We start from the raw sequence: 24,282 nt of genomic DNA on the forward strand, positions 1-24,282 counted from the left end.
TCAGGGCGGTACCGTCACGGCGTGTCCACGACGACGTACACCGACGTGCGCTACCGGGTCGAAGATGCGGTCGCGCACATCCAGCTCCATCGCCCCGAGGCGCTCAACGCCTGGACCCCCGCGATGGGGGCCGAGCTGCTCGACGCGGTCCGCCGCGCCGCGACGGACGACGCTGTCCGGGCCGTCCTCATCACCGGCGCCGGGCGGGCATTCTGCGCGGGTGCGGACGTGAAGAACCAGCGCGAGCTGACCCCGGACGGCGATCCGGACCTGACCTCCCGCCTCCGCGAGGTTTACAACCCGATCATCTTGGAGATCCGCGGAGCACGGAAGCCCTTTGTGGCGGCCGTGCAGGGTGCCTGCGCGGGTCTCGGGGTGTCCCTCGCCCTGTCCTGCGACCTGTTGCTCGCTGCCGAGGACGCGTACCTCCTGCTCGCGTTCGTGCGGATCGGTGTGATGCCCGACGCCGGCGCCACCGCGTTCCTGGCGGAACGGGTCGGGCTGGCCAGGGCTGCCGAGCTCTGCATGCTCGGGGAGAAGCTGCCCGCTGCGAAGGCCGAGCGGTGGGGCCTGGTCAACGCCGTACACCCCGCGGAGGAGCTCCAGTCGGCTGCCGAAGGGCTGGCGCGACGCCTCGCATCGGCGCCGACCGTCGCCCTCGGGAACATGAAGCGCGCCTTGAGCACGGCGGCCCAGCGGGGCCTCGCCGACCAGCTGGAGCTCGAGGCGACCCTGCAGCAGGAGCACGGTGCCACCGCGGATTACCACGAGGGCCGGTCCGCGTTCGCCGAGAAGCGCAAGGCCGTCTTCCAGGGCCGATGAGTGCCGGCCCGCCCGGAACGGCCGGGCGGGCCGACACGTCAGAGCCGCTCGATGATGGTGGCGTTCGCCATGCCGCCCGCCTCGCACATCGTCTGCAGGCCGTACCGGCCGCCGGTCTGCTCGAGATGGTTGAGCAGCGTGACGAGCAGCCGGGTGCCGGACGAGCCGAGGGCGTGCCCGAGCGCGATCGCTCCGCCGCGCGGGTTCAGCCGCGCGAGGTCAGCGCCGAACTCGCGTGCCCACGCAAGCGGAACCGGCGCGAAGGCCTCGTTGACCTCGTACGCGTCGATCTCGTCGAGACTCAGGCCGCTGCGCGCGAGGACCCGGTGCGTCGCCGGGATCGGCCCGGTGAGCATGAACAGCGGGTCGTCGCCGACGACGGCGAAGGAGTGGAACCGCGCCCGGGGACGCAGTCCGAGCTCGTTCGCCCGCCGCTCGCTCATGATCAGCACAGCGGAGGCGCCGTCCGTGATCGGGGACGAGTTGCCCGGAGTGATCTTCCACTCGATGTCCGGGAAACGCGCGGCCATCTCTTCGGTGCGGAAGGACGGCTTGAGCCCGGCCAGCCCCGCGGCAGTGGTGCCGCCGCGAATCGTCTCGTCCACGGAGAGGCCCGAAGCCTCGGGGACCTCGACCACCTCGGCGTCGAACCCGCCTTCGGCCCATGTGCGCGCGGCCCGCTGGTGCGACTCGGCCGAGTAGGCGTCCAGCTCGTCGCGCTCGAGCTTCCAACGCTGAGCGACGAGCTCGGCGGAAACGCCCTGGTTGACCAGCCCCTCGGGGTAGCGGGCCTCCACCCGGGCCCCGGGGCTCTTCGGCCGCGAGCTTCCGATCGGTACCGCGCTCATCGACTCGATGCCCGCGGCTATGACGATGTCGTGCACCCCCGCCATGACCGCCTGGGCCCCGAAGGACGCCGCCTGCTGGCTCGACCCGCACTGCCGGTTCAGCGTCGTACTGGGAACGGACTCGGGAAATCCGGCGCCCAGAACAGCGTTGCGTCCGATGTTGCCAGACTGCTCACCCACCTGCTGGGCACAGCCGGTGATCACGTCTTCTACCAGCGCCGGGTCGATGCCGGTGCGGTCGACGAGGGCACGAAGCTGGCCTGCGAGCAGGTCGCTCGGGTGGACTCCGGAGAGGCCTCCCCCAGCCTTGCCCTTCCCGACGGGTGTTCGGACGGCATCGACGATGACGGCGTGCTCCACGGCGGACTCCACTCCTCACGGCACTGTTTCTAACTTCGAGTAAAACACGCCGAAGAGCCGTCGGGCAACGCAGCGCAACGGTGTCGAATATCCTTCCGCCGTGCCCAGGAAGACCATCGCCAACACAGACGCCACGGAGAGCGCTGACACGAAGTCGGCCCGCACCCGCGCGCGCCTGCTCGACGCGACGGCGAAGGTCCTGGCACGGAAGGGCTTCGCCGGTACACGACTCTCGGACATCGCCGAGGAGGCCCACGTCCAGGCCCCGGCGATCTACTACTACTATCCCTCGCGCGAGGACCTGATCGAGGCGGTGCTGTTCGCAGGTGCTCAGGCGATGCACGAGTTCTTGACAGCGCGCCTGGCCGAATTGCCCGATGGGACCTCGCCTTCCAAGCGGATCGAGGTCGCGGTCGAGGCCCACCTGCGTCACGAGTTGGAACTATCCGACTACGCCCGGGCCGTCATCCGCAATGCGAACCAGATGCCCGAGCAGTTCAGCAGGCGCGCGCTGGAGACCATCACCGAGTACAACGACATATGGCGCGACCTCGTCGCGGACCTTGCCGACGCGGGACTTCTCCGCGAGGACGTCGATCCCTCCATCGGCCGCATGATCGTGCTCGGCGCACTCAACTGGAGCGTCGAGTGGTGGGACCCAGCGCGAGGCTCGATCGAGCACGTCATCGCCGTTACCCAGTCCATGGTGCTACACGCCCTTCGGCCGTGACGTGTGCGGACCGCTGCTGCAGACATCATGAGCTGCGGTCAACCGAGGTGGTGTTTGCCACCAGGCTGAACACGCGGTAGCACCTGGGTCGGTGCGTCCGCAGGAGTACCCGTTCTCGTGCCCTGTTCGGCCTCGGCCCGGCGGATGGCCTCCTGCGCGGCGGCCGGCAGGGTGTGCAGCATCTCCGCCACCCGCTGCTGCCGGCGGGCCACGGCCTTGCGCTCGGGCAGGCCCGCGGTCGCCTCCAGCTGGGGCTTGATCGGGGGCAGCCCGGACAGCTCGTCGACCTCGGCCATCTCCCGGGCGGCCTGGGCGGTGTCCTTCTCCTCCGACATGCCGATCGGGCCCTGCCGGCGGCCGTTGAGGAACTGCGCCACCACCGGGTCCTCGCTGGTCAGCAGCACCTCTCGCGGCCCGAACATCGCCAGGTGCTTGCGGTAGAGCATCCCGATGTTGTCCGGCACCGTCTGCGCGGTGTTGATGTCGTGGGTGACGATCAGAAACGTCGCGTCCGTCTGCGCGTTCAGGTCGATGATCAGCTGGTTCAGGTACGCCGTGCGCACGGGGTCCAGGCCGGAGTCCGGCTCGTCGAACAGGATGATCTCGGGGTCGAGCACCAGCGCGCGAGCCAGGCCGGCGCGCTTGCGCATCCCGCCGGAGATCTCACCCGGGAGCTTCTTCTCGTCGCCCTTGAGCCCGACCATGTCCATCTTCTCCGCGACGATGTCGCGGATCTCCGACTCCGGCTTCTTGGTGTGCTCGCGCAGCGGGAAGGCGATGTTGTCGTAGAGGTTCATCGAGCCGAACAGCGCGCCGTCCTGGAACAGCACCCCGAACAGCTTGCGGATCTCGTAGAGCCGGTTCTCGCTGCACCGCACCAGGTCGGTGTCGTGGATGACGATCGAGCCCTTCTCCGGCTTGAGCAGCCCGATCAGCGACTTCAGGAACACCGACTTACCCGTGCCGGACGGGCCCAGCAACACACTGACCTCCCCCGGCGGGAGCGTCAGCGTGACGTCCGACCAGATGTTCGCGCGCCCGAAGGACTTCGTCAGTCCCTCGACCCGCACCTCGACTCCGGGCACTGTTCTCCTAGATCGGCTTGAGGTCGGACACAAGCCAGCGTCCGTCCACGCGGTCGAGCGTCACCCGTACACGGCTCCCCGATTGGGCGGGCGCGGGCACGTTCGGCGACTGGGTGGTCTGGTTGACGAACAGCAATACGACGTTCTCGTCCGCGGCTTGGGCGTCGAGCACGACGGAGCTGCCCTTGATCTCGGTGTTCGTCGTGATCTGCTGGTTCTTCGCGGCGGGCGCCACGACCTGCGTGACCAGCGCGCCGTAGTCCTGGCGGAACGAGTCGGTCAGACCCGGCCCGGCCCGGTCGATCAGCGAGTCGACAGAGTTCGGATCGTAGCTGAGCAGCGCAGGCACCGCCGCTATCGCCGCGTCCCGTGCGGCCTGCCGGTCTGACTCGGCGGAGGCAGCCGCGCGCCAGAACCACACGCCCGCGCCGGCCAGCAGCACCAGCACCAGTGCCGCGATCCCTGCGACGAGGAGAACCGAGCGGGGATTGCGGTCCAACCGCGTGCGGTAGGCCCGGCCGACCCGGCCGGGCACGGCGCCTGCGGCGCGCAGGCCGGTCGCGACAACGCGCAGCGCCCGTCCGACGATCCTCGGTGTCCGCCGACGACGGCCGGAAGCAGCCGTGTCGGCAGACCCCGCGGCATTGAATTCCGCATCCTCGGCAACGGTGTCGACCGCAACGGTGTCCTCGAGGCCGGCGCCCTCGGGATCGGGTCGTGTGTGAACGGCGTGGAGCATTTGTGTGGGGGCTTCGCCACGCGGACCGCCACGGTCCGCGCGGTCCGGCGCGCCGTCCGTCGCGCTCTCCGCGTCGTCGACGACCCCGTCGAGGAGGTCGTGGTCGGTGAACCCACTGCTGCGTGTCGCCATGGTCCTCTCCCTCCCGCTCAGGCCACGAACTCGACGGACGAGGCGAGCCAGCGCCCGTCGACGCGATCGAGGGTCACCGCGAGCCGGTAGTCGCGGTTCTCCGGCTGCGTGGCGGCGGAGTTCGTCACCGTCGAGTGCACGGCCACCAGGGTCCGCGCCGTGTCACCGTCAAGGCTGTCCAGCCCCGCCTCGACGACCTGTCCCTCGGTCGAGACCTTCGCCTGCTGCACGATCTGGACGAACGGGCCGCGGCGCTGCTCGAACTCCGCCTTGAAGTCGCCCGTCGTCCCGTCCAACAGCCGCTGCAGGTCCGCGTCCGCGGTGTCCTGCTTGATCGTCGTCAGGTTGGTCGCGACCTGCCGGGCCGCGTCCACCGCGGCCCGTCCGTCGGCCGCGGAGCGCTGAGCGATGCCGGCGTAGACCCCGGCGACAGCCGCGGCGACGAGGGCCACCAGGGCCAGCACGGTCACCGCCCGCGCGGGACCGCGTCGGCGGTCACCGGATGCGGGTGCGTCGGCGGCCGTCTCGGGACGCTCGGCGTCGGGCTCGACGACCGTGGTGGATCCGCTCATCGGCCGACCGGCCGGAGCAGGAGCCTCTGCCATGTCATCTCCTCCTCGGGCGCCGTCGGCTCACCGACGGCCCTCAGGTAGTAGGGCGTTCCATCCGGCCCGATCGCGCGACCGCCCAACGGGTCGGTCCGGGGCCGGCTGCCGTCACCCAACAGGCTGCCGAGCGCGGTGCCCGGCGCGAACGGCGGGTTGTTCGGCGCCACGGGCCTGGTTCCGCCGCCCCGGCAGTCCATCGGGGTCCCCGCGCGGGTGCCCGGCGCCTCGGCGCACGGGGTGTTCCGTGCGCCGCGGACGCCGCTCACGTCGTCCGCCGGAAGCCGGCAGAAGGCGCTGATCGGCGGGGCGACCGAGGTGTCGGCCGGGTCGCGCCACTGGTCCGCGGGGACGAAGCCCTGTGTACACGCGGGTGGCGAGTTGAGGGCGAGGTCGAGGTCGACGTTCGCTCGATGGTCCTCCCCGTTCGGCAGGACGATCGTCTGACCGTTCGTCGCAAGGGCCGGGTAGACGGACAGCGCCTGGGCCAGGTTCGGCTCGTAGGTGTCGAGCACCCCGCCGACGGTGACGAGGTTGGCGAGCAGAGTCGGCACGGTCCCGCGCACGTCGCCGAGCAGGCCGTTCACCTCGCGGGCGAACGGACGGCCGTCGGTGAGCAGGCCGCGGATGTCCCCGTCGCTCTCCCGCAGCTGGTCGGTCACCGAGGCGAGGTCCGCGCTCAGCGACCGCAGCTCCGGGGAGATCTCGTCGACCGAGCCGAGCACCGGCCGCAGGTCGTCGAGGAGCTGCGCCGTCGGGGCGTAGTTCGCGTCCGCGGCGTCGAGGAGGGTGCCCCCGCTGTCGATGATCCGCTGCAGGTCGCCGCCCGACCCGCGGAAGGCGTCGAACGCCTCGTTCACGACGACGTTGAGATCGTCGGCGGGAAGCTTGGCCACCAGCGCGTTGACCTGGTCCAGCACCGGTCCGATCTGGACGGGCGTCGACGTCTGGCTCACCGGGATGGTGTCCCCGGAGGCCAGGAAGGGACCGTCGAGGTTGTCCGGCACGAGGTCGACGTACTGCTCGCCGACCGCGGAGAGGCTGTGCACCTCGGCACGCGTCGTCGTGGGCACGTCGTGGCCGCTGTCGATCCGCAGGTCGGCCTCGACGCCGGTGTCGCTGAGCCGGACGGCGGTGACCCGACCGACCGAGCTGCCGCGGTAGTTGACCTCGGCGCCCTCGTACAGCCTGCCCGCCTCGGCGAAGTTCGCAGTGACCGTGTAGTTGCCGATTCCGAGCTGGTCCGGCACCCGGAGGTAGACGATGCCGAGGATCAGGCTGCCGACGACCGTCGCGATGACGAGCGCGGTGAGCTGGCCCCGGATGAACCTGGTGAGGATCACCGGCCACCTCCCAGGAGCGAGCCGAGCAGGCCGCCGGATCCCCCGCCCGAGTCCGCGGGCGCCGCGGGCGCCGGCGACGGGGCGGGGGTGGCGGGGGGAGCGGACGGGTTCGTGGTGGGAGCGGCCCCCGTGAAGGCGTCCAGCGGATCGCGCAGGGGGTCGCCTGCACCCCCGGCGGAACCCGGGGCGGCGCCGCCGAGCAGGTTCTGGATGCCGAACAGGCTGCCCTCGAGCGGGGTGCCGCTGAGCAGGTTGGCGTCGATCTTCGACAGCTGCAGGTCGACCATCAGGCTCAGGTTGCAGTAGTCGCCGCGGCACGCGTTCGGGGTGGTCGCAGCCGGGAACGGGAAGGTCAGGACCAGCCCCAACGCACCGACCAGGTGGTCCTGCGTGTCGCCCAGCGACTTCAGGACCGGCTGCAGGTCGCGCAGGTTCGCGGTGAGGTTGTCCCCGCTCTCGGCCACGATCTGGGAACCTGTCGCGCTGAGGGCCTTGAGCTTGTCCAGGGCGGTGACCAGGTCGTCGCGCTCACGGTCGAGCACCTGCAGGGCCGGGCCGAGCTGGTCGAGGGCACCGGTGATGGTGTCGGTCTGCCCCGCAAGCTGTCCCGAGAGCCGGTCGAGGCCGTCGATCGCCGTTGTGATGTCGTTGCGCTGTGCGTCGAGTCCGGTGACGAACGTGTCGAGCTGCGGGAGCAGCCGTCCGACGGCGCCGTCATCGCCGCCCAGGGCGCGGTCCAGCTCCCGGGTCACGGTGCTGAGCTGGTTGAGCCCGCCGCCGTTGAGCACCAGCGAGGTCGCCGCCAGCACCTCCTCGGTGGTCGGGTACGCCCGCGTGTTGGCGAGCGGTACGACGTCACCCTCCACCAGCCGCCCGGTCGGGGCGGGCTCGGTCGGGGCGCTCATCTCCAGGTAGGACGCGCCCAGCAAGCTGTTCTGCCCGACCGCAGCGACCGCGTTCTGGGGCAGCTGGACGTCTCGTCCCAGCCGGACGTTCGCCACGGCGTGCCAGTCCCGGGTGGCCAACGAGGTGATCGTACCGACGGCGATGTCCCCGACCTTGACCTGGGCGTTCGGCTTGAGCGTGCCGACGTCGGGGAGCTCGACCTGCACCGTGTAGGAGCCGTCTCCCCCGCCCACGCCACCGGGCAGTGGGAGGGCGTTGACGCCCTCGAAGCGACAGCCGGTCAGCCCGAGGGCGACCGTGGTCGCCAGGACGGCGAACGGTAGCGCCCGTCGGAGCCCGCCGGTTCGCGACGACCGGGTCATCGGGTGCCTCCCTGGGGGGTGAGGAGCTCGGAGAGACCGCCCTGTCCGGTGACCGGCGGGAGGATCGCGGACGGGCCGTCCGCGGGCAGCGGCGCCCGCGGGCTGGCCTCGGTAGGGAGGCTGCCCGGGCGGCTCAGGGGGTTGGCTGCCACTGGCGGGTAATTGACCTTCAGCAGGTCCAGCAGCGGACCGAGGGCCGCCGCGCACTGCTTGGCCGCCTCCTGGGGGTCCAGGTTGCCCGCCGCGGCGATGCCGGAGCAGACGAACAAGGAGGGGTTCTGGAGGTTGGCCAGAGCCAGCTGTCCGTGCAGCGAGGCGGTGCCGGGCTGGATGGCGTTGTAAAGGTTCGTCAGCGGCAGCGGCGCCGCATGCAGCACCCCGGCCAGGTCCTCCTGCTGAGCGGCCAAGATGCCGGTGACGCCGGCGAGCCGGTCGACCGAGGTGCCGAGCCGGTCGCGGTTGTCCGCGACGAACTGCTGCACGGTGCCCACCGTGGTGCGCAGGTCCGCCAGCGCGGCGCCGAGCTGGTCGCGGTTCTCGTCCAGGATCCCGGAGACCGACGCCAGTCGGGTGCCGAACTCCTCGATCTGCTTGTCGCTGGTGGCGAGCGCGGCCGTGAACACCTGCAGGTTGTTGACCGTGCCGAACAGGTCGTCGCTGCCGTCGGCGAGGGTCGTCGTGGCCGCCGCAAGCCGCTTGAGCGTGTCGTTGAGCCCCGCACCCTGCCCCTGCAGGGTGTCCGCGCCGACCGACAGCGCACGCGCGAGCGACCCGTCGGGGTCGTCGGCGACCGGACCGAGGTCGGTCGACAGCCGGGAGAGCTGGTCCTTGATGGAGTCCCACTCGACGGGGACGGCCGTTCGCTCGAGCGGGATGATCGCGCCCTCCGCCAGCGTCGGTCCCCCTGTGTAGCGGGGCGCCAGCTGCAGGTACCGAGTGGTGACCAGACTGGGTGCGACGATCGCGGCCTGCGCGTCCGCCGGGACCTCCTGGTCGGAGTCGTAGTGGAAGTCGACCTTGACCTGGTTGCCCTCGGGGGTGATGGCGTCGATCTTGCCGACGGGGACGCCGAGGATCCGGACCTCGTCGCCCGGGTACATACCCGTCGTCGAGGTGAAGTAGGCGGAGGCCTTCCGGGTGCCGCTCACGCTCACGGCGACGAGCACTCCCGCGACGAGGACCGCGACGACGACGGCGGCCAGCACGCGGAGGATAAGGATGCGGCTCACCGGTTACCTCCCTGCTGGGCGGGCGCGATGGACGCCCCCTGGTTCGAGCCCAGCTCCGGCAGGTAGTCCGAGAGCGGGATCAGGTTGCCGGGGATCAGGTTCTGCACGTAGGCGTTGAAGAACGGGCCGTTGCTCACGGCCTCCCCGACGCCGGTCGCGTAGCCGACGGCGCCCTTGAGGATCTTCGCGATGTTGTCCTCGTTCTGCTGCAGGGTCGCGAGCACCGAGTTCAGCCGGTCCAGCGCGGGCTCGATCTGCTCGCGGTTGTCGGCGACCAGCCCGTTCAACTCCTGGGCGAGCGCCGAGGCGTTCCGCAGCAGCTCACCGATGTCCTTGCGCCGCTGTTCGAGCTCACCGAGCAGCAGGTTGCCGTCGGTGATTAAGAGCTTGACCTGGTCGGAGCGCTGGGCCAGCACCCCGGTGACCCCCTGAGCGTGGGCCAGCAGCTCGCGCAGCTCGGCATCCCGGGAGGCGATGGTCGTGGAAAGCCGTCCGACCCCGTCCACGGCCGAGCGCAGCTGCGGCCCCTTGCCGTCCAGCGTCTCCGACACGGTGTCGAGCGCCTTGGACAGCTGCTGGGTGTCGATCTGCTGCGCCGTCGTGGTGAGCGTCGAGAGCGCCTCGGGCAGGTCGTACGGGGCGACCGTGCGGTCCCGGGGGATGGGGGTCCCCGGGTCCTGGTCGGTGGTCCCGGAGGGCTCCAGCTTGAGGAACTTGTCGCCCAGCACGGTCGCCACCGAGACCGAGGCCCTGGTCCGGTCGCCGACCTCTGCCTTCGAGTCCGTGACCCGGAAGTCGACACGGACGTTCGGGCCGTCGAGGCTCACGCCGGTCACCCGGCCGATCTCGAAGCCGCCCACCTTCACGGGGTCGCCCTCGCGGAGGCCTCCGGCCTCGGAGAACAGGGCGCTGTACGCGGTTCCGCGCAGGTCGAGCAGGGACGTCGTGTTGAGCGCCGCGGCGAGCACCAGGAGGATGGCGACGAGACCGATCGCCCCGACGACCACGGGGTTCTTGTCGCGGAAGCGGATCATGGGAGTCGGCACCTCGGGGTGTTCTGGTTCGAACCGAAGACCGGCGAGGAGATGGGCTGGCCGTCGGGCCCGGTGACCTTGACCTGGACGCTGCAGAGATAGAAGTTGAAGAAGGTGCCGTAGGAGCCGACCCGGTCGAGGCTCTCGTAGGCCCTCGGGATCTGCGCCAGGACGGCGTTGAGCCGGTCGGTGTTGTCGTCGAGGTTCGTCGCCACCCTGCCCAGCTCGGCGATCGAGCCCTGCAGCGGCGGTCGGACCTGGCCCAGGAGGGACGCGAGGTCCCCGGCGAAGCCGTTGACCCGCGTGATCGACTCACCGATGGTCTGCCGGTCCGCGGCGAGCCCCGAGACGACCTTCTGCAGCTGGTCCAGCGTCGTGCTGAGCTGCGAGTCGCGGGTGTCGACCGCACCGAGGACGGTGTTGAGGTTCTGCACCGTCCGGCCGATCACCTCGTCGCGGTCGGCCAGCGTGCTGGTCAGCGAGGCGGTGTGGCGCAACAGCGAGTCGACCGTGCCGCTCTGTCCCTGCAGCGTTCCGATGAGGTCGGTCGCCAGCGAGTTGACCTGGTCCGGCTGCAGGCCCTGGAACAGCGGCTTGAAGCCGTTGAGCAGAACGTCGAGGTCCAGAGCCGGCACCGTCCGCGTGTCGGGGATCGTGGCGTCGGGGTCCTGACGACTGCCGTCGCCCGGACCCGGCGCCAGCTCCAGGTACCGGTCGCCGATCAGGTTCTCGTAGCGGGCCAGCACCTTCGTCGAGGCGGTGACGGGCTGGTCGTCCCGCACGTCGAAGTCGACCTTGACTCGGTCGCCGTCGCCGAGCTCGACACCGGTCACCTGCCCCACGTCGACGCCGGCCACCTTGACCAGGTCACCGTCGGAGAGTCCGCTGACGTCGGCGAACTCCGCCGAGTACGAGGTGTGGGCGACACCCACGGTCGACCGGCCCAGGGTCACCCAGAGCAGGCCACCGAAGAACACGCCGACCACGAGGAAGGCAATGACCTTGATCAGTTCGGAGCGGACCTTCACCGCTGCTCCTCCCTTGCCGCGTTGCCCAGGGGCGCCGTGAGCAGCGGCGCGAACGACTGCCGGCCCAGCTGGACCCGGTTGCTGTTCTCGCGGTCCACCTGGACGTCGGTCGGGACCCGCTTGATCGGACGCTCGGACTCGTCGACCTGTGGCAGCCCGTAGCAGCCGGGGCCGTTGTCGACGTTGATTTTCGGCAGGTCCCGCGGGTTGGTGTAGGGGTCCTGGCCGATGGAGATGGTGGTGTTGAGCCGCAGCTCCGGCGAGTCCCCACCGATGGCCGGCTCCAGCACCTTGCGGGACTCGTCCAGGCCTTCGATGAAGCAGGTGAGCATGGGGTCATAGCGGTGCAACAAGGCAGCCGGGCTGCGCAGCAGGTCGAGGGAGGTCGCGAGGTTCTCGCGGTTCTCCGCCAACACCGTCTGCGCGTTGCCCGCCAGGACCGAGACGTCCATCAGGAACGCGTCGAGCTGGTCGGCCTGGTCGACCAGGGTGGCGCCGGTGACCGTGGTGTTGTCGAGGATGCGCAGGACGTCCGGACTGATGTCGGCGAAGGTCTGCGTCACCGGGCTGAGCCTGCGAAGGTCCTCCTGCAGGACCGGCAGCTTGTCGTTGAGCTTGCCGAGGTAGCCGTCGGCGGCGCCGGCGAGCTGGGCGATTCGGTCGCCGCGCCCGCCGAGGGCGTGGGCCAGCTCACCGAGGGTGGCGTTCAGCTTGGCCGGGTCCACGGTGCGGAGCACGGTGGCGAGGTTGTCGAACACGGTGTTGACCTCGACCGTGACCTGACGGGTGTCGAGCACCGCGCCCCGGGCGAGCGGGGTCGCGCTGGGCGCGTCCGGAAGGCTCAGGCTCACGTTTTTCGCCCCGAAGATCGTGCTCGGCTCGATCTTCGCGAGGACGTTCGCCGGGATCCGGTCGATCTCGTCGGGGTCCAGTCCGAGGGTGAGCCTGGCGCCACCGTCCGTTGCCTCGACGTCGGTGATCGTGCCGACCTGCACGCCGCGCAGGGTGACGGTGTTGCCCGCGTCCATCACCAGCCCGGAGCGGTCGACCTGCAGGGTCACCGGCACCCGGATGACGAAGACCTGCGCGTAGAAGGCAGCGGCGAGACCGAACAGGCCGGCCATCACCACCACCATGACGAGCCCGACGACGCGGACCTTGACTGTGCGGGGCATCGACTCAGCCCGCCAGGTGGAAGGTGTTGAAGTTCGCGTAGAGCGCCATCGCGACGAGCAGGTTCACGATCATGACTCCGGACAGGGAGGAACGGACCGAGCGCCCGACGGCCTCGCCGACACCCGCGGGCCCGCCGCCTGCGGTGTACCCGTAGTAGGTGTGGATGGACATGACCACGATGACCATGGCGATGACCTGGATGTAGGCGAAGACGATGTCGAGGGGGCTCAGGTACAGGAAGAAGTAGTGACTGAAGTTGCCCGCCCCGGTGTCGTAGAAGAACACCAGGATCAGGTAGTCGGCCAGGAAGCCCGCGAGCGATGCGAAGATGTAGAGCGGGGTGATCACGATCAGCCCGGCGAGCACCCGGGTCGTCACGAGGTACCGCATGGAGGGGACGGACATGACCTCCAGCGCGTCGATCTCCTCGGAGATCCGCATGGAGCCGATCTGCGAGGTGGTCGCCGCGCCGATCGTCACGGCCAGCGCGACGCCCGCGAGCAGCGGAGTGGACAGCCGCGCGGTGAAGTAGGCGGCGAGGAGCGGGGCTAGCGAGCCGACCCCGATGTTGGACGACGACTCGAAGCCCTGCGCCGCGGCCACCGCGCCTGCGAAGAAGGTGATCGACCCGACGATGACAGCGGACCCACCGACCAGGGCGAGCGCGCCCGCGCCCATGCCCATCTCGGCGATGAGCCGAAGGAGCTCCTTCTTGTAGCGGCGCAGCGTGGCCGGCACCGAGCCGACCACGCGGCCGTAGAACAGGCCCTGTTCGCCCAGGGCATCCAGCGTCTTGAGCGGACTGGTGACGACGCGCAGCAGCGTCGCGGACGCACTTCTGTCTGCCATGGCGGTGCGCCTCCTACAGGACCGCGAACTGAACGATGGTGATGGTCAGACTCACCGGCACGAGGACGGTGATGGTGATGACGACCGCCTGGTTTACGGCGTCCCCGACCCCCTTCGAGCCGCCCGAGACCGTGAGTCCCCGGTAGCACGCGATGAGGGCGGCGATGATGCCGAAGACCAGCGCCTTGACCATGCTGAAGATCAGCTCCGCGGGGCCTGTGAACAACGGGATGCTGTCGACGTAGGCGCCTGGGGTGGCGCCCTGCAGGTAGACGCTGAAGAAGTAGCCGCCGATCAGGCCGCCTGCTCCGATGATGAAGTTCAGCACCTGGGCCACGACGACCATGGCGATCACTCGCGGCACGACGAGGCGCTGGATGGGGTCGATGCCCAGCACCATCATCGCGTCGATCTCCTCGCGGATGGTCCGGGCGCCGAGGTCGGCGCAGATCGCCGTGCCGCCCGCGCCCGCCACCACGACCACCGTGACGAAGGGCCCGATCTGTTGAATGGAGGCGATGCCCGCGATCCCGCCGGACAGGTCGAGCGCTCCGAGGTCCTTCAGCAGCAGGTTGACCTCGAAGATCACAAGCAGCGTGAAGCCGAGCATGACCAGCAGGGTGGGCACGATCGAGACGCGGATGATGAACCACATCTGCAGGATCGCCTCGCGCCACTGGAAGGGACGCTTGAACATCGCCTGCAGCGTGTCCAGCGACATCGCGAAGAGCCCGCCGAGCGGCTTCAACGGTCGTGCGAGCACCGAGGTGGTTCCGGTCGCCATCGTCGGAGCACTCTCCTGTCCGGCGGACCCCCACTGGTCCGCGCTCGCAACCTTTAACGACGGTTCGAGAACGAGGTGACGGACAGAGTGTCCGGGAGTTCGACGAGCGCCGCCCTTTCACTCGTTCAGGGCAGCAGAGCCCCGCGTCGACCTGCCGAAACGGGCTCATGCGTGACTCCTGCACCGTTCGCGCGTTGAATCCAGCATCGAAATCGGACGCAGTCGAGGGGGATGGGTGCCGGGACCACAGGCGAGGCCCATGGCCGAGCGCCGGACGGAGATGGCTGTGCGCCTCGCGCCCACAGTGCACGAGCTGCTCTGCGCGGGACTGCGCTACCGCGACCTGAGCGTGGAGCAGATCATGGCAAAGGCCGGCATGGCCCGCTCGACCTTCTACGCCCACTTCGAGGACAAAGGCCATCTGCTAGCCCTGCTGGGCCGGGACATCGTGGACGAGATGGCCGGCTGCGCGCTCCCCTGGACCACCTTCCCGGGAGACGGCACCGAGGACGACCTTCGGGCCCTGCTGGCGCCCATGCTCGACTGCTACCGGAGGCACTCCCGGCTCATGGGGGCCCTCACCGAGGAGGCGGTCTCCGACCCGAGGGTGAAGCTCGAGTTCGAGCGGCTGTACCGGATCGGGAGGGAGCTGCTCGCGGTCCACGTGGCGGACGGTCGACGCAAGGGCACCGTGGACCCGGCAGTCGACCCCGGGCCGACCATCGACTGGCTGCTGGCGATGCTCGACCGGGGGATGTACCTCCTGGTCAGAAACTCCGCAGAGGACGACCCGGGTCGTTGTGCCACGATGGCGCGGATCGTCTGGCTGACCCTGTACGCGGGCGCACCGAGCAGGTCGGCCAGCCCGGCCGCCGCCGGGTCGGGCCACCGGGGCGGCCCGACCCTGTAGCGAGCCTCAGCTCGTCGCGTACTTCTTCTTCAACTCGCCCTTGACCAGCTTGCCGGTCTCGGTGCGGGGCAGGTCGTCGACGAACTGCACGCTACGCGGGGCCTTGAAGCCGGCGATCTTCGACTTCACGAACGCGATGATCTCCTCACCCAGGGCTTCGTCCGGCGAGACCCCGACGGCCGGCTGCACGAAGGCCTTGACGGACTCGCCCATCTCCGGGTCCGGAACTCCGATCACCGCGACGTCGTGAATCGCGGGGTGCAGGGCGAGCACGTTCTCGATCTCCTGCGGGTAGATGTTGACCCCACCGGAGATGATCGTGAAGGACTTGCGGTCGGTCAGGAAGAGGAAGCCGTCCTCGTCGAGGTAGCCGATGTCCCCGAGAGTCGTCCACGTCTCGTGCTGCGGATGCTGCGACTCCCGGGTCTTCTCCGGGTCGTTGTGGTAGGTGAACGGCACCTGCTCGCGCTCGACGAACACGGTGCCGACCTTTCCTGACGGCAGCTCGATGCCGTCGTCCGCGCACACGTGCGGGGTGCCCAGCACGAACCGCCCGACCGAGCCCGGCTTGGTCAGCCACGTCTTCGCGTCGATCATCGTCATGCCGTTGCCTTCGGTGCCCGCGTAGTACTCGACCAGGATCGGCCCCCACCAGTCCAGCATCTTCTGCTTGACCTCGACGGGACACGGCGCCGCGGCGTGGATCGCGAGCCGCAGCGTGGACACGTCGTAGGCGCTGCGCACCTCGTCCGGCAGCTGCAGCATCCGGACGAACATCGTCGGCACGAACTGAGCATGGGTCACGCCGTGCTCGGCGATGGCCTTGAGCGCACCCTCGGCGTCGAACTTGCGCAACATGATCACCGTGCCGCCGTACGCGTGCACGGCGCCGCACCAGCGCAGGGGGGCCGCGTGATAAAGGGGCGCGGGCGAGAGGTAGACAGTCCCCCTGCCGAAGCCGAAGTGCTGGCCCGCGAGCCCGACGACCGGGTCTCCGATCTGGTCGACCTGCACCGGCGGCAGCGGCAGCCGAACGCCCTTCGGCCTGCCGGTGGTACCGGACGAGTAGAGCATCGGCGCCCCGTGGGGCTGCTCTGCGAACGGCTCGGCCGAGACCGCGGCCAGCGCGTCCTCGTAGGACTCGAACCCCTCCACCGGGCCGTCGAACGCGAAGCGGGACTTCGCCCCCACGCCGTCCTCGACGACACCTGCGGCGAGCTCCGCCTTGCCGTGCGACGCGATCAGGGCCGTGGCCCCGGAGTCGTTGACGATGTACGCCACCTCGGCCGGCGCCAGGTTGTGGTTCACCGCGGTGATGTAGAGACCGGACCGCAATGCCGCCCAGTAGACCTCGAAGGCACGCAGATTGTTCTCGGTCAGCAGGGCGACGGTGTCACCCTTGCGCAGGCCGGCGTCGTACAACACATGGGCGAGGCGGGCCGAACGTTCCTCCAGCTCGCCGTAGGTGAGCACCTCGCCGGTGTCCGCGAGCAGGGCGGCGACGGTCTGCGGGGCCTCAGCGGCGTAGGTGCCGGGATACATGGATCGTGCCTCCACGTCGGTGTGCTGCAAGTCTGAATTTAATCCAGATAAGATTACCGGTCAGAGTCGCCTGCGACAAGTCGTTGGAGGTTCTCGTGCCGACACGATCACGGAGAGCGACCAAATTATTGACTGCAGGATAGAAAACTGCGAGCCTGGGACCCACCACCGCACCAGGAAAGGGAGGGCAGCATGCCCGGCTTCGCCAACGAGGACGAGCTGTACAAGTACGTCGGCGGCATCTTCGAGAAGGCCTTCGCGGACCCCGAGCTGGCCCCGAAGATGGAGGCCACCGGAATGGTCTTCGCCACGCGGTGCACCGACCCGGACTCCGTGGTCGTCATCGACATGGTGAACCGCAAGGTCTACAAGGGCAGCGAGGGCGGCCCGGAGCCAGACGCGTCACTGATCATGTCGACCGAGACCGCCAACGCGTACTGGCAGGGCAAGGTCAACCTCCCGTTCGCCATGGCGCGCAACAAGGTCAGGGTGGAGGGCAACGTCGCCAAGCTGCTGGCACTCTCGCCGCTGGGCAAGAAGCTCTACCCCCAGTACGTCGAGACCCTGAAGGCCGACGGGCGAGACGATCTGCTCGTCTGATCCGGCGCGACGTGAGGAGGGGGCGGCCCGCCGGGCCGCCCCCTCCTCACTTTCGTCGCGGGATCAGAGCCGCTCGATGATGGTGACGTTGGCCTGGCCGCCGCCCTCGCACATCGTCTGCAGGCCGTAGCGACCGCCGGTGCGCTCCAGCTCGTGCAGCATGGTTGTCATCAGCCGGGCGCCCGTGGCACCGAGCGGGTGACCCAGGGCGATCGCGCCGCCGTTGGGGTTCACGATCGCAGGGTCCGCGCCGGTCTCCTTGAGCCAGGCCTGCACCACTGAGGCGAACGCCTCGTTGATCTCCACGGTGTCGATGTCACCGATGGACAGGCCCGTCTTCTTCAGCGCGTGCTCCGTCGCCGGGATGGGCGCGGTGAGCATCGACACCGGGTCCGCACCGCGCACCGATACATGGTGCACGCGGGCTCGCGGGGTGAGACCGTGGGTCTTCACCGCGGACTCCGAGGCGATCAGCAGGGCCGCGGCGCCGTCGGAGATCTGGCTGGACACTCCCGCCGTCAGCCGACCGCCCTCGCGCAGGGTCTTGAGCGCGGCCAGCTTCTCCAGCGAGGTGTCGCGGCGCGGGCCCTCGTCCGTGGTGACCTCGCCGAGGGGGACAATCTCGCGCTCGAAGCGACCCTCGTCGATCGCGCGCAGGGCCCGGTGGTGGGACTCGAGGGCGAAGACCTCCATGTCCTCCCGCGAGATCTCCCACTTCTCCGCGATCATCTCCGCGCTGCGGAACTGGGAGATCTCCTGGTCCCCGTAGCGAGCAGCCCATCCCGGGCTGGTGTTCCACGGGTCGACGGCGCCGTAGGGCTCGCCCGCCCCGAACGACGACAGGATCGGGTACTGGCTCATGTTCTGCACGCCACCGGCGATCACCAGGTCCTGGGTACCGGACATGACCGCCTGCGCCGCGAACGACACGGCCTGCTGACTGGAGCCGCACTGGCGGTCGACCGTGGTGCCTGGGACGGACTCCGGCAGGCCCGCGACAAGCGCCGCGGTCCGCGCGATGTCACCGGCCTGGGCGCCGATCGCGTCGATGCAGCCGTAGATCACGTCCTCGATGGCTGCCGGGTCCACACCCGTGCGCTCCACGAGGGCCTTGATGGGGTGCGCCCCCAGGTCCGCCGGGTGCACCCCGGCGAGTCCGCCCTTGCGTCGCCCCACCGGGGCCCGGACGGCGTCGACGATGTAGGCCTCGCCCATGAGTTCCTCTTCCTCGATCTGTGTCGGACCGCGCACGGGAGCCCGGCGCGGTCAACCCTTCGCGGCCGCGGCCGCGTTCCGCTTCTCGGCGAACGCGAGAGCGTCGGACCAGCTCGTCCGGCGTCCGATCTGGACCCGGTACTTCATGACTTCCGCCCGCCGGTCCAGCGTGAGGCAGCCGGTCAACCGGTCCCCGGTCCGGTAGAGCGCCACGAACCGCTGCTCGTCCACCGACCCGGACACCACGCGGATCTCGTCCGCGCTGGGCACACCGACGAACTGAATACGGCTGTCGTACCAATCCGACCAGAAGTACGGAACCGTCTCGTACGGCTTCGCGTTCTCCGGGTCCAGCGCGTTGCGCGCTGCCTGGGCGCCCTGCTCGGCGGCGCTGGTCCAGTGCTCGATTCGCATGAGACCACCCGTCGGCGACTCGGCGAACAGCGGATTGCGCCAGCGCACCACGTCGCCCGCGGCGTAGACCCCGGTCAGATCGGTCCGCAGCGTCTCGTCCGCGACGATGCCGTTGTCCAGCTTGACCCCGGAGCCCTCGAGCCACTCCGTCTCGGGGATCGCGCCAATGCCGGCCACGACGAGGTCGGCGGGGAGCACCGTGCCGTCGGCCAGACGCACCCCCGTGACGTGGTCGGTGCCCTCCAGGGCGTCGACGCCGACACCGCACCGCAGGTCCGTGCCGTGCGCGGCGTGCAGCGCGGACAGCGCGGTGCCCATCTCCTCGCCGATCGCGCGCACGAGGGGGGTCGGCAGCGCCTCGACGATGGTGACCGGCAGCCCGCGCTTGCGAGCACCGGAGGCCACCTCGGAGCCGATGAAGCCCGCGCCGATCACGACCGTGCGCGACCCGGCCTCCAACGCCGAACGGACGGCGATAGCGTCGTCGAGGGTACGCAGGGCGTACACACCGGCGAGATGGTCCGTGCCCGGCAACAGCCGAGCGCGGGCCCCGGTCGCCAGGACCAGCGCGTCGTAGCCGATCCGTCGATCCCCGACCACCACCTCCCGGCCGTCGGCGTCCAGGGCCGACGCCGGCGTGCCGAGGACCAGGTCGACCCCCAGTTCGCGCAGGTGCTCCTCCTCCCGGAACCGCACCTGGGGCACCTCCTCGCCGTCGAGGTAGGCCTTGGACAGCGGAGGCCGGTCGTACGGCAGGTGCGGCTCGGCCCCCACCAGGGTGACAGGCCCCTCGTGCCCGGCGTCTCGCGCCGCCTCGACGGCGCGGAGTCCGGCCAGAGACGCCCCGACGACCACGAGACGGGCACTGCTGGGGGTCGTCATCCTCGGCACCTCCGACGTTCCGGCTTTTGAATCGAGAGTAAACTTCACCCGGTCGTCCGTCAACGTGACGGGCCGCAACGACGAGGAGCCACGGGGTGCGCATCGGGATCCAGTTCGAGCACAGCGGCGACTTCGCAGCGGCGGTGGACCGCCTCGTGGAGTTCGAGAAGGCCGGTGTCGACAGCGTCAGCGTGCCGGAGGCGTACTCGTTCGACGCCGTCAGCCAGCTCGGCTACCTCGCGGCCCGGACCACCTCGGCGGAGCTCAGCTCCGGCATCCTCCAGCTCTACGCCCGCACGCCCGCACTCACCGCCGCCACCGCCGCTGGACTGGACATGGTGTCCGGCGGCCGCTTCGCCCTCGGTGTCGGAGCCTCGGGCCCACAGGTGGTCGAGGGCTTCCACGGCGTCCCGTACGACGCGCCACTGGGCCGGACGCGCGAGCTCGTGGAGATCTGCAGGCAGGTCTGGCGACGCGAGCCGCTGGTCCACGAGGGGACGCACTTCCGGATCCCGCTGCCCGCGGACCGGGGCACGGGACTGGGGAAGCCGCTTAAGCTGATCGACCACCCCGTTCGACCCCGGATCCCGATCACGATCGCGGCGATCGGACCGCGCAACGTAGCGCTCGCCGCCGAGGTCGCCGAGGGCTGGGAGCCCATCTTCTTCCACCCCGAGCGGGCCGAGCGCGCGTGGGGTGCCGCACTCGCGGAGGGGCGGTCGAAGCGGGACCCTCGGCTCGGGCCCCTGCAGATCGCCGTCTGGGCGCCGCTCGCCGTCACCGACGATCCCGGCCCGGTCCGAGACCTCCACCGTCCCGTGCTGGCCCGCTACATCGGCGGCATGGGCTCGCGGGGCCGCAACTTCTACAACGACCTGGCGGCCCGCTTCGGCTACGAGGACGCCGCCAGGGAGATCCAGGACCTGTTCCTGAACGGCAGGCGCGACGCGGCCACCGCGGCCGTCCCGGACGACCTGGTCGACGCGGTGTCGCTGATCGGCTCGGCCGGCCACCTGGCCGAGCGGATCGCGGCGCTGGCCGCCGCCGGGGTCACGACCGTGCGGGTCAAGCCGATGGCGAGAGGCCACCGCGCGAGGCTCGCCGACGTCGAGGTGCTCCGCGGTCTGACGTGAGCACGGCCAGGGCGGGCGACGGCCTCGGGGTCACTCGAGACCGACCTTCGTCGTCCGACTCCCGAAGACGCCGACGACGACAGCCAGGATGGCGCACACCACGGCGACGTAGACGTAGATCGCCGAGAAGCCGAACCCCGCGTAGATGGCCGGCACCAGAAGCGACCCGCCGATGCCCGCGAGCCGCCCGGCGGCCTGGGCCGCCCCGACCCCCGCACCCCGCACCCCCGTCGGGAACAGCTCCGGAAGGTAGGCATAGACCGTCGACATCACGGCATTCACCGCCGCCATGGCCAGCAGACCGATCCCCAGGAACAGGGGCATCGACCCGGTGAAGCCGAAGACGAGGACGCACGCCGCGACGATCATCGCGATGGTCGCGATCACGTTCTTCCGCTGCCACCGGTCGATGTAGAGGTAAGTCGAGAACGCTCCGATGGCCCCGGCGACCGCCATCGCGGTGGAGTACTGCAGCGACTCGACCTGGCTGTAGCCGCGCTCGACGAGCAGTACGGGAATCCATGACGAGAACCCGTACTGAATCATGATCACGCCCATCGCGGCCAACATCCCGATCAGCAGCCTGCCCACCAGCCGGCCCGAGAGGAGGTCGCGGAGCGGGAGCGGTCGCACCGCCGGTGCCGGAACCGGCTCGGGCAGCGGGCCGTCGAAGCGTCGCTGCACGTCCGCCTCGAGGTCGGCCACGATGCGCACGGCCTCGTCCTCGCGGCCGCGGGCGAGCAGCCAGCGGACGGACTCGGGGAGTCGGCGGCCGAACAGCAACGCGACCACCGCGCCGAGGGCGCCGATCACGAACATCCACCGCCATGCGCCCGTGGAGAGCGGCACGATCAACGTCGAGAGCACCGCGGAGAGCGGGACCGCCAGGAAGCCGAGGGCCACCACGAGTGCGGTGCATCGGCCTCGCTGTCGGGTGGGCAGCATCTCGCTCGCGTACACGAGGACGGTGCCCGCCATGGCCTGGATCCCGATGCCGGTGACGACGCGCAGCAGGGCGACCGTCTCGTAGTTCTGGGCGAATGCCGTCGCCAGGGACCCTGCCGACATCAGGAGGACGCCGCCGAGGATCAAAGGCCTGCGTCCGAACCGGTCGGCGAGCCTGCCCCCGAAAAGGCCGCCGATCATCATCCCCGCGAACGTCGCCGAGGTGATGATCCCGAACTGTCCGACGGTGGTGCCCCACTCCACGCGCCACGCCGGCGAGGAGTACGAGCCGAGCGAGAGGTCGATCATGTCGAACACGTAGAAGGCGCCCAACATCGCCACCCACACACGTTGCTTTCGGGCGAGCACGGGAAGGCGTTCCAGGCGCGCGGTGATCAAGCCGTCCGCTGCCCTGTTCTTCTCCGTGCCTTGTATCTCGGACATGAACACTCCAGTGTGTCGTCGGGCCATGTGAGGTACGTGGGGTCGGCCGCCGAGCGGGGCGAGGGCATGTCTCGGCTGGGCTTCTCGGACGGGGCCGCACGAGTCCACTCGCTGGAACCGGGATCCGGCGGGTAGGCGTCGGTTCTTGCGCGAATCCCCCGACAGGCCCTCTCGACCGTAAGGGTGGCCCCAACCGAGCGTCAAGTCGTTGACGACCAGATGGTCGGCTTCTAATGTCGACTCCGGCACTGCTGGACGTCGTGACCTCCGATTGATGCTCGAGGCCCTTTCGCGCACGCTTGAACACGCCTCCAGCGGCTGATCGACGGCCTCGCGCGCCGGCCCGCCCCGTGAAGAAGGACCTGGCGATCGAGGGAGACCACCTGTGCGGAGCCAGACGTAGGGCCACCGACCATGCGCTATATTGTTCGACCGGTCGGTCGGTCGGTCTTAGTCGCCGATGACTCGTCACCCGCCCTGTCGTCCAGGGGCAGGGACCGGGACCGATCGGGCGGGATCGCGACCATGCCGGAAACCCGCCCGATCACTCCGACCGATGAGGCTCTGAATGGATCAGCTCGCCCCGCCCCCCGTCGCCGCGATCGACCGCGACTCCGTCCCCGAGACCAGCCGCGCCCTGACCCTGGACGCCCTCCTCACCCGCGCCGCGCGTAAGGCGCCGGACAACCTCGCGATCCGACACCGCGAGGAGCACGTCGGCTACGCCGAGCTCGACGAGCGGGTGGACAGGCTCGCCGGGGTCCTCGCCCGCGGGGCGTGGTCCCGGGCGAGCGCGTCCTGACCCTCCTGCAGAACGGGATCGGCACGGTCGAGACCTACTTCGCCACGCTGAAGGCCGGCGGGATCGTCGTCCCGGTCAACACCAGGCTGGCGGCGGACGAGATCGCCTACATGATCGCCGACTCGGACCCACGCCTGGTGGTCGTCGACCCGACGCTCGCCGAGGAGGCGCGCGAGGGCGCACGACTGGCGGGAAGCGAGGCGCCGCTGCTGACGGTCGACGAGCTGCGCGCGGAGGTCTCGGACGATCTAGGCGACCCCCGCAGCGAGGAGTCGGACACCGCCTTTCTGATGTACACCTCGGGCACGACCGGACGCCCCAAGGGTGCGATGATCACCCACCGCGGACTCGTGGTCCATACGTTCAACCTCGTCGCCACCTTCGGCATGACCGAGCCGACCGAACGCGTCCTGTCCGGCATGCCGCTGTTCCACATCGGTGGGGTCGACATCCTCCTGTACCCCCTGATGGGGTGCGGGGGGACGATCATGCTCGACTCCACGAACTTCAGCGCCGAGGACGTCGTGGGGATCATCGAGCGGGAGCGGGTCACCGCGTGCTTCTTCGTCCCGACACAAGCGGACGAGCTGTGCGACGTCCCGGATGCCGCCCGACGGGCGGCGAGCCTGCGGCGCATCTGCTGGGGCGCCTCCAACGCACCGGCGTCGGTCGTCCAGAAGCTGCTGCGGACCTTCCCGGAGATCTCGGTCTTCGCCAGCTTCGGGCAAACCGAGATGAGCGCAGCCACCTGCGTGCTGGACGTCCGCACCGCGATGGACCGGCTCGGCTCGGTGGGCAGACCGCTCATCAACGTCGAGGCGAGGATCGTCGACGAGGACATGGAGGACGTCGGCGTCGGGCAGGTGGGCGAGATCGTCTACAACGGACCGACAGTCATGAAGGGCTTCTGGCGCAAACCCGCTGAAACGGCCGCGGCGTTCGCGGGCGGCTGGTTCCACTCCGGTGACCTTTGCCGTCGCGACGAGCAGGGCTACGTCTACGTCGTCGACCGCAAGAAGGACATGATCATCTCGGGTGGCGAGAACATCTACTGCGCCGAGGTCGAGGCCGCCATCGCTACCCACCCGAAGGTTCGCGACGTCGCCGTGATCGGCGTACCACACGAGCGCTGGGTCGAGACCCCGCTGGCCGTCGTCACCGTGATGGACCCGAGCGACCCCCCGACGTTGACCGAGATCGTCGACCACACCAGGGCACGGCTCGCGCGGTTCAAGGCCCCGACCCAGCTCGAGGTGGTGGAGGACCTGCCGCGCAACGCGATGGGCAAGGTCCAGAAGTTCGCCCTGCGCAAGGACCGCTCTGCCGGAGGGGCGACCAGCTGAGGCTCCGCCGCGCAAGCCCG

The 24,282-nt window shown here is 69.9% G+C and carries 23 protein-coding genes; 7 read left to right on the forward strand and 16 right to left on the reverse strand.

Annotation, left to right across the window (positions count from 1 at the left end):
• The first annotated feature begins 21 nt into the window (after positions 1 to 21).
• On the forward strand, positions 22 to 822 hold the full coding sequence (locus tag PKE99_RS04855) for an enoyl-CoA hydratase/isomerase family protein (protein ID WP_231498139.1): 801 nt from the start codon (positions 22 to 24) through the stop codon (positions 820 to 822).
• Positions 823 to 860: 38 nt separating this feature from the next.
• Here the strand turns inward: PKE99_RS04855 and PKE99_RS04860 are convergent, their stop codons facing one another.
• The gene (locus PKE99_RS04860) at positions 861 to 2,030 is read right to left on the reverse strand and encodes a thiolase family protein (protein ID WP_037043690.1); all 1,170 of its coding nucleotides are present in this window, start codon (positions 2,028 to 2,030) and stop codon (positions 861 to 863) included.
• Positions 2,031 to 2,130: 100 nt separating this feature from the next.
• Between PKE99_RS04860 and PKE99_RS04865 the strand changes: the two genes are divergently transcribed.
• Positions 2,131 to 2,760, forward strand: a complete 630-nt coding sequence (locus PKE99_RS04865) for a TetR/AcrR family transcriptional regulator (protein WP_037043688.1) — start codon at positions 2,131 to 2,133, stop codon at positions 2,758 to 2,760.
• Positions 2,761 to 2,798: 38 nt separating this feature from the next.
• On the opposite strand, the gene PKE99_RS04870 is transcribed toward PKE99_RS04865, so the two are convergent.
• Genes PKE99_RS04870 through PKE99_RS04920 form a run of 11 tightly spaced genes read right to left on the reverse strand, consistent with a single transcriptional unit; the run spans position 2,799 to position 13,996 of the window.
• Entirely contained in the window at positions 2,799 to 3,845 is a 1,047-nt protein-coding gene (locus PKE99_RS04870) for an ABC transporter ATP-binding protein (RefSeq protein WP_271214842.1), read from the reverse strand.
• Positions 3,846 to 3,852: 7 nt separating this feature from the next.
• On the reverse strand, positions 3,853 to 4,716 hold the full coding sequence (locus tag PKE99_RS04875) for a hypothetical protein (protein WP_051737164.1): 864 nt from the start codon (positions 4,714 to 4,716) through the stop codon (positions 3,853 to 3,855).
• 17 nt (positions 4,717 to 4,733) lie between these two features.
• Positions 4,734 to 5,288, reverse strand: a complete 555-nt coding sequence (locus PKE99_RS04880; RefSeq protein ID WP_037043685.1) for an Rv1363c family protein — start codon at positions 5,286 to 5,288, stop codon at positions 4,734 to 4,736.
• On the reverse strand, positions 5,285 to 6,664 hold the full coding sequence (locus PKE99_RS04885) for an MCE family protein (RefSeq protein WP_051737163.1): 1,380 nt from the start codon (positions 6,662 to 6,664) through the stop codon (positions 5,285 to 5,287). The genes PKE99_RS04880 and PKE99_RS04885 overlap by 4 nt, the downstream gene beginning before the upstream one ends.
• Positions 6,661 to 7,932 carry an MCE family protein gene (locus PKE99_RS04890; RefSeq protein WP_051737162.1) on the reverse strand — a complete coding sequence of 424 codons (1,272 nt, stop codon included), beginning with the start codon at positions 7,930 to 7,932 and terminating at the stop codon, positions 6,661 to 6,663. Before PKE99_RS04890 ends, PKE99_RS04885 begins: the two co-directional genes overlap by 4 nt.
• Positions 7,929 to 9,161: an MCE family protein gene (locus PKE99_RS04895; protein WP_037043683.1), complete on the reverse strand. Its 1,233-nt coding sequence runs from the start codon at positions 9,159 to 9,161 to the stop codon at positions 7,929 to 7,931. The genes PKE99_RS04890 and PKE99_RS04895 overlap by 4 nt, the downstream gene beginning before the upstream one ends.
• Complete coding sequence (locus tag PKE99_RS04900) at positions 9,158 to 10,195, reverse strand: MCE family protein (RefSeq protein ID WP_051737160.1); 1,038 nt, start codon at positions 10,193 to 10,195, stop codon at positions 9,158 to 9,160. The genes PKE99_RS04895 and PKE99_RS04900 overlap by 4 nt, the downstream gene beginning before the upstream one ends.
• Positions 10,192 to 11,223, reverse strand: a complete 1,032-nt coding sequence (locus PKE99_RS04905) for an MCE family protein (protein ID WP_037043681.1) — start codon at positions 11,221 to 11,223, stop codon at positions 10,192 to 10,194. The genes PKE99_RS04900 and PKE99_RS04905 overlap by 4 nt, the downstream gene beginning before the upstream one ends.
• Positions 11,220 to 12,398, reverse strand: a complete 1,179-nt coding sequence (locus PKE99_RS04910) for an MCE family protein (protein WP_051737159.1) — start codon at positions 12,396 to 12,398, stop codon at positions 11,220 to 11,222. Before PKE99_RS04910 ends, PKE99_RS04905 begins: the two co-directional genes overlap by 4 nt.
• Positions 12,399 to 12,402: 4 nt before the next feature.
• Positions 12,403 to 13,248, reverse strand: a complete 846-nt coding sequence (locus PKE99_RS04915) for an MlaE family ABC transporter permease (RefSeq protein WP_051737158.1) — start codon at positions 13,246 to 13,248, stop codon at positions 12,403 to 12,405.
• Between the two features lie 13 nt (positions 13,249 to 13,261).
• A complete protein-coding gene (locus tag PKE99_RS04920; RefSeq protein ID WP_306470729.1) occupies positions 13,262 to 13,996 on the reverse strand; it encodes an MlaE family ABC transporter permease in 735 nt (244 codons plus the stop codon).
• 295 nt (positions 13,997 to 14,291) lie between these two features.
• Between PKE99_RS04920 and PKE99_RS04925 the strand changes: the two genes are divergently transcribed.
• Positions 14,292 to 14,942, forward strand: a complete 651-nt coding sequence (locus tag PKE99_RS04925) for a TetR/AcrR family transcriptional regulator (RefSeq protein ID WP_037043674.1) — start codon at positions 14,292 to 14,294, stop codon at positions 14,940 to 14,942.
• 6 nt (positions 14,943 to 14,948) lie between these two features.
• On the opposite strand, the gene PKE99_RS04930 is transcribed toward PKE99_RS04925, so the two are convergent.
• On the reverse strand, positions 14,949 to 16,484 hold the full coding sequence (locus PKE99_RS04930; RefSeq protein ID WP_037043670.1) for an acyl-CoA synthetase: 1,536 nt from the start codon (positions 16,482 to 16,484) through the stop codon (positions 14,949 to 14,951).
• A 192-nt stretch (positions 16,485 to 16,676) separates the two neighbouring features.
• On the opposite strand from PKE99_RS04930, the gene PKE99_RS04935 reads away from it, so the two are divergent.
• Complete coding sequence (locus PKE99_RS04935; RefSeq protein WP_037043668.1) at positions 16,677 to 17,084, forward strand: SCP2 sterol-binding domain-containing protein; 408 nt, start codon at positions 16,677 to 16,679, stop codon at positions 17,082 to 17,084.
• Between the two features lie 63 nt (positions 17,085 to 17,147).
• Here PKE99_RS04935 and PKE99_RS04940 read toward each other — a convergent pair whose 3' ends face one another.
• Positions 17,148 to 18,299, reverse strand: coding sequence for an acetyl-CoA C-acetyltransferase (locus PKE99_RS04940; RefSeq protein ID WP_037043665.1), 1,152 nt, complete (start codon positions 18,297 to 18,299; stop codon positions 17,148 to 17,150).
• Between the two features lie 51 nt (positions 18,300 to 18,350).
• Positions 18,351 to 19,595 carry an NAD(P)/FAD-dependent oxidoreductase gene (locus PKE99_RS04945; RefSeq protein WP_037043662.1) on the reverse strand — a complete coding sequence of 415 codons (1,245 nt, stop codon included), beginning with the start codon at positions 19,593 to 19,595 and terminating at the stop codon, positions 18,351 to 18,353.
• A 95-nt stretch (positions 19,596 to 19,690) separates the two neighbouring features.
• Here PKE99_RS04945 and PKE99_RS04950 point away from each other — a divergent pair, with 95 nt between their 5' ends.
• Entirely contained in the window at positions 19,691 to 20,728 is a 1,038-nt protein-coding gene (locus PKE99_RS04950) for an LLM class F420-dependent oxidoreductase (RefSeq protein WP_037043659.1), read from the forward strand.
• A gap of 30 nt (positions 20,729 to 20,758) precedes the next feature.
• Here PKE99_RS04950 and PKE99_RS04955 read toward each other — a convergent pair whose 3' ends face one another.
• Entirely contained in the window at positions 20,759 to 22,117 is a 1,359-nt protein-coding gene (locus PKE99_RS04955) for an MFS transporter (protein ID WP_037044003.1), read from the reverse strand.
• A 568-nt stretch (positions 22,118 to 22,685) separates the two neighbouring features.
• Between PKE99_RS04955 and PKE99_RS04960 the strand changes: the two genes are divergently transcribed.
• Both PKE99_RS04960 and PKE99_RS04965 read left to right on the forward strand, forming a co-directional pair.
• Positions 22,686 to 22,919 (forward strand): hypothetical protein, encoded by a 234-nt coding sequence (locus tag PKE99_RS04960; protein WP_051737156.1) that lies wholly within the window; start codon positions 22,686 to 22,688, stop codon positions 22,917 to 22,919.
• A complete protein-coding gene (locus PKE99_RS04965) occupies positions 22,895 to 24,262 on the forward strand; it encodes an AMP-binding protein (protein ID WP_051737155.1) in 1,368 nt (455 codons plus the stop codon). The genes PKE99_RS04960 and PKE99_RS04965 overlap by 25 nt, the downstream gene beginning before the upstream one ends.
• The last annotated feature ends 20 nt before the right edge of the window (positions 24,263 to 24,282 follow it).

The organism is Pseudonocardia halophobica (assembly GCF_027922425.1).
Classification (GTDB): Bacteria; Actinomycetota; Actinomycetes; order Mycobacteriales; family Pseudonocardiaceae; genus Pseudonocardia; species Pseudonocardia halophobica.

Bases quoted from the DNA above. Each gene is read 5' to 3' on its own strand.
- PKE99_RS04900 (WP_051737160.1), bottom strand. From the start codon at position 10,195: ATGATCCGCTTCCGCGACAAGAACCCCGTGGTCGTCGGGGCGATCGGT.
- PKE99_RS04910 (WP_051737159.1), bottom strand. From the start codon at position 12,398: ATGCCCCGCACAGTCAAGGTCCGCGTCGTCGGGCTCGTCATGGTGGTG.
- PKE99_RS04955 (WP_037044003.1), bottom strand. From the start codon at position 22,117: ATGTCCGAGATACAAGGCACGGAGAAGAACAGGGCAGCGGACGGCTTG.
- PKE99_RS04915 (WP_051737158.1), bottom strand. From the start codon at position 13,248: ATGGCAGACAGAAGTGCGTCCGCGACGCTGCTGCGCGTCGTCACCAGT.
- PKE99_RS04940 (WP_037043665.1), bottom strand. From the start codon at position 18,299: ATGGGCGAGGCCTACATCGTCGACGCCGTCCGGGCCCCGGTGGGGCGA.
- PKE99_RS04930 (WP_037043670.1), bottom strand. From the start codon at position 16,484: ATGTATCCCGGCACCTACGCCGCTGAGGCCCCGCAGACCGTCGCCGCC.
- PKE99_RS04945 (WP_037043662.1), bottom strand. From the start codon at position 19,595: ATGACGACCCCCAGCAGTGCCCGTCTCGTGGTCGTCGGGGCGTCTCTG.
- PKE99_RS04890 (WP_051737162.1), bottom strand. From the start codon at position 7,932: ATGACCCGGTCGTCGCGAACCGGCGGGCTCCGACGGGCGCTACCGTTC.
- PKE99_RS04935 (WP_037043668.1), top strand. From the start codon at position 16,677: ATGCCCGGCTTCGCCAACGAGGACGAGCTGTACAAGTACGTCGGCGGC.
- PKE99_RS04875 (WP_051737164.1), bottom strand. From the start codon at position 4,716: ATGGCGACACGCAGCAGTGGGTTCACCGACCACGACCTCCTCGACGGG.
- PKE99_RS04960 (WP_051737156.1), top strand. From the start codon at position 22,686: ATGGATCAGCTCGCCCCGCCCCCCGTCGCCGCGATCGACCGCGACTCC.
- PKE99_RS04925 (WP_037043674.1), top strand. From the start codon at position 14,292: ATGGCCGAGCGCCGGACGGAGATGGCTGTGCGCCTCGCGCCCACAGTG.
- PKE99_RS04880 (WP_037043685.1), bottom strand. From the start codon at position 5,288: ATGAGCGGATCCACCACGGTCGTCGAGCCCGACGCCGAGCGTCCCGAG.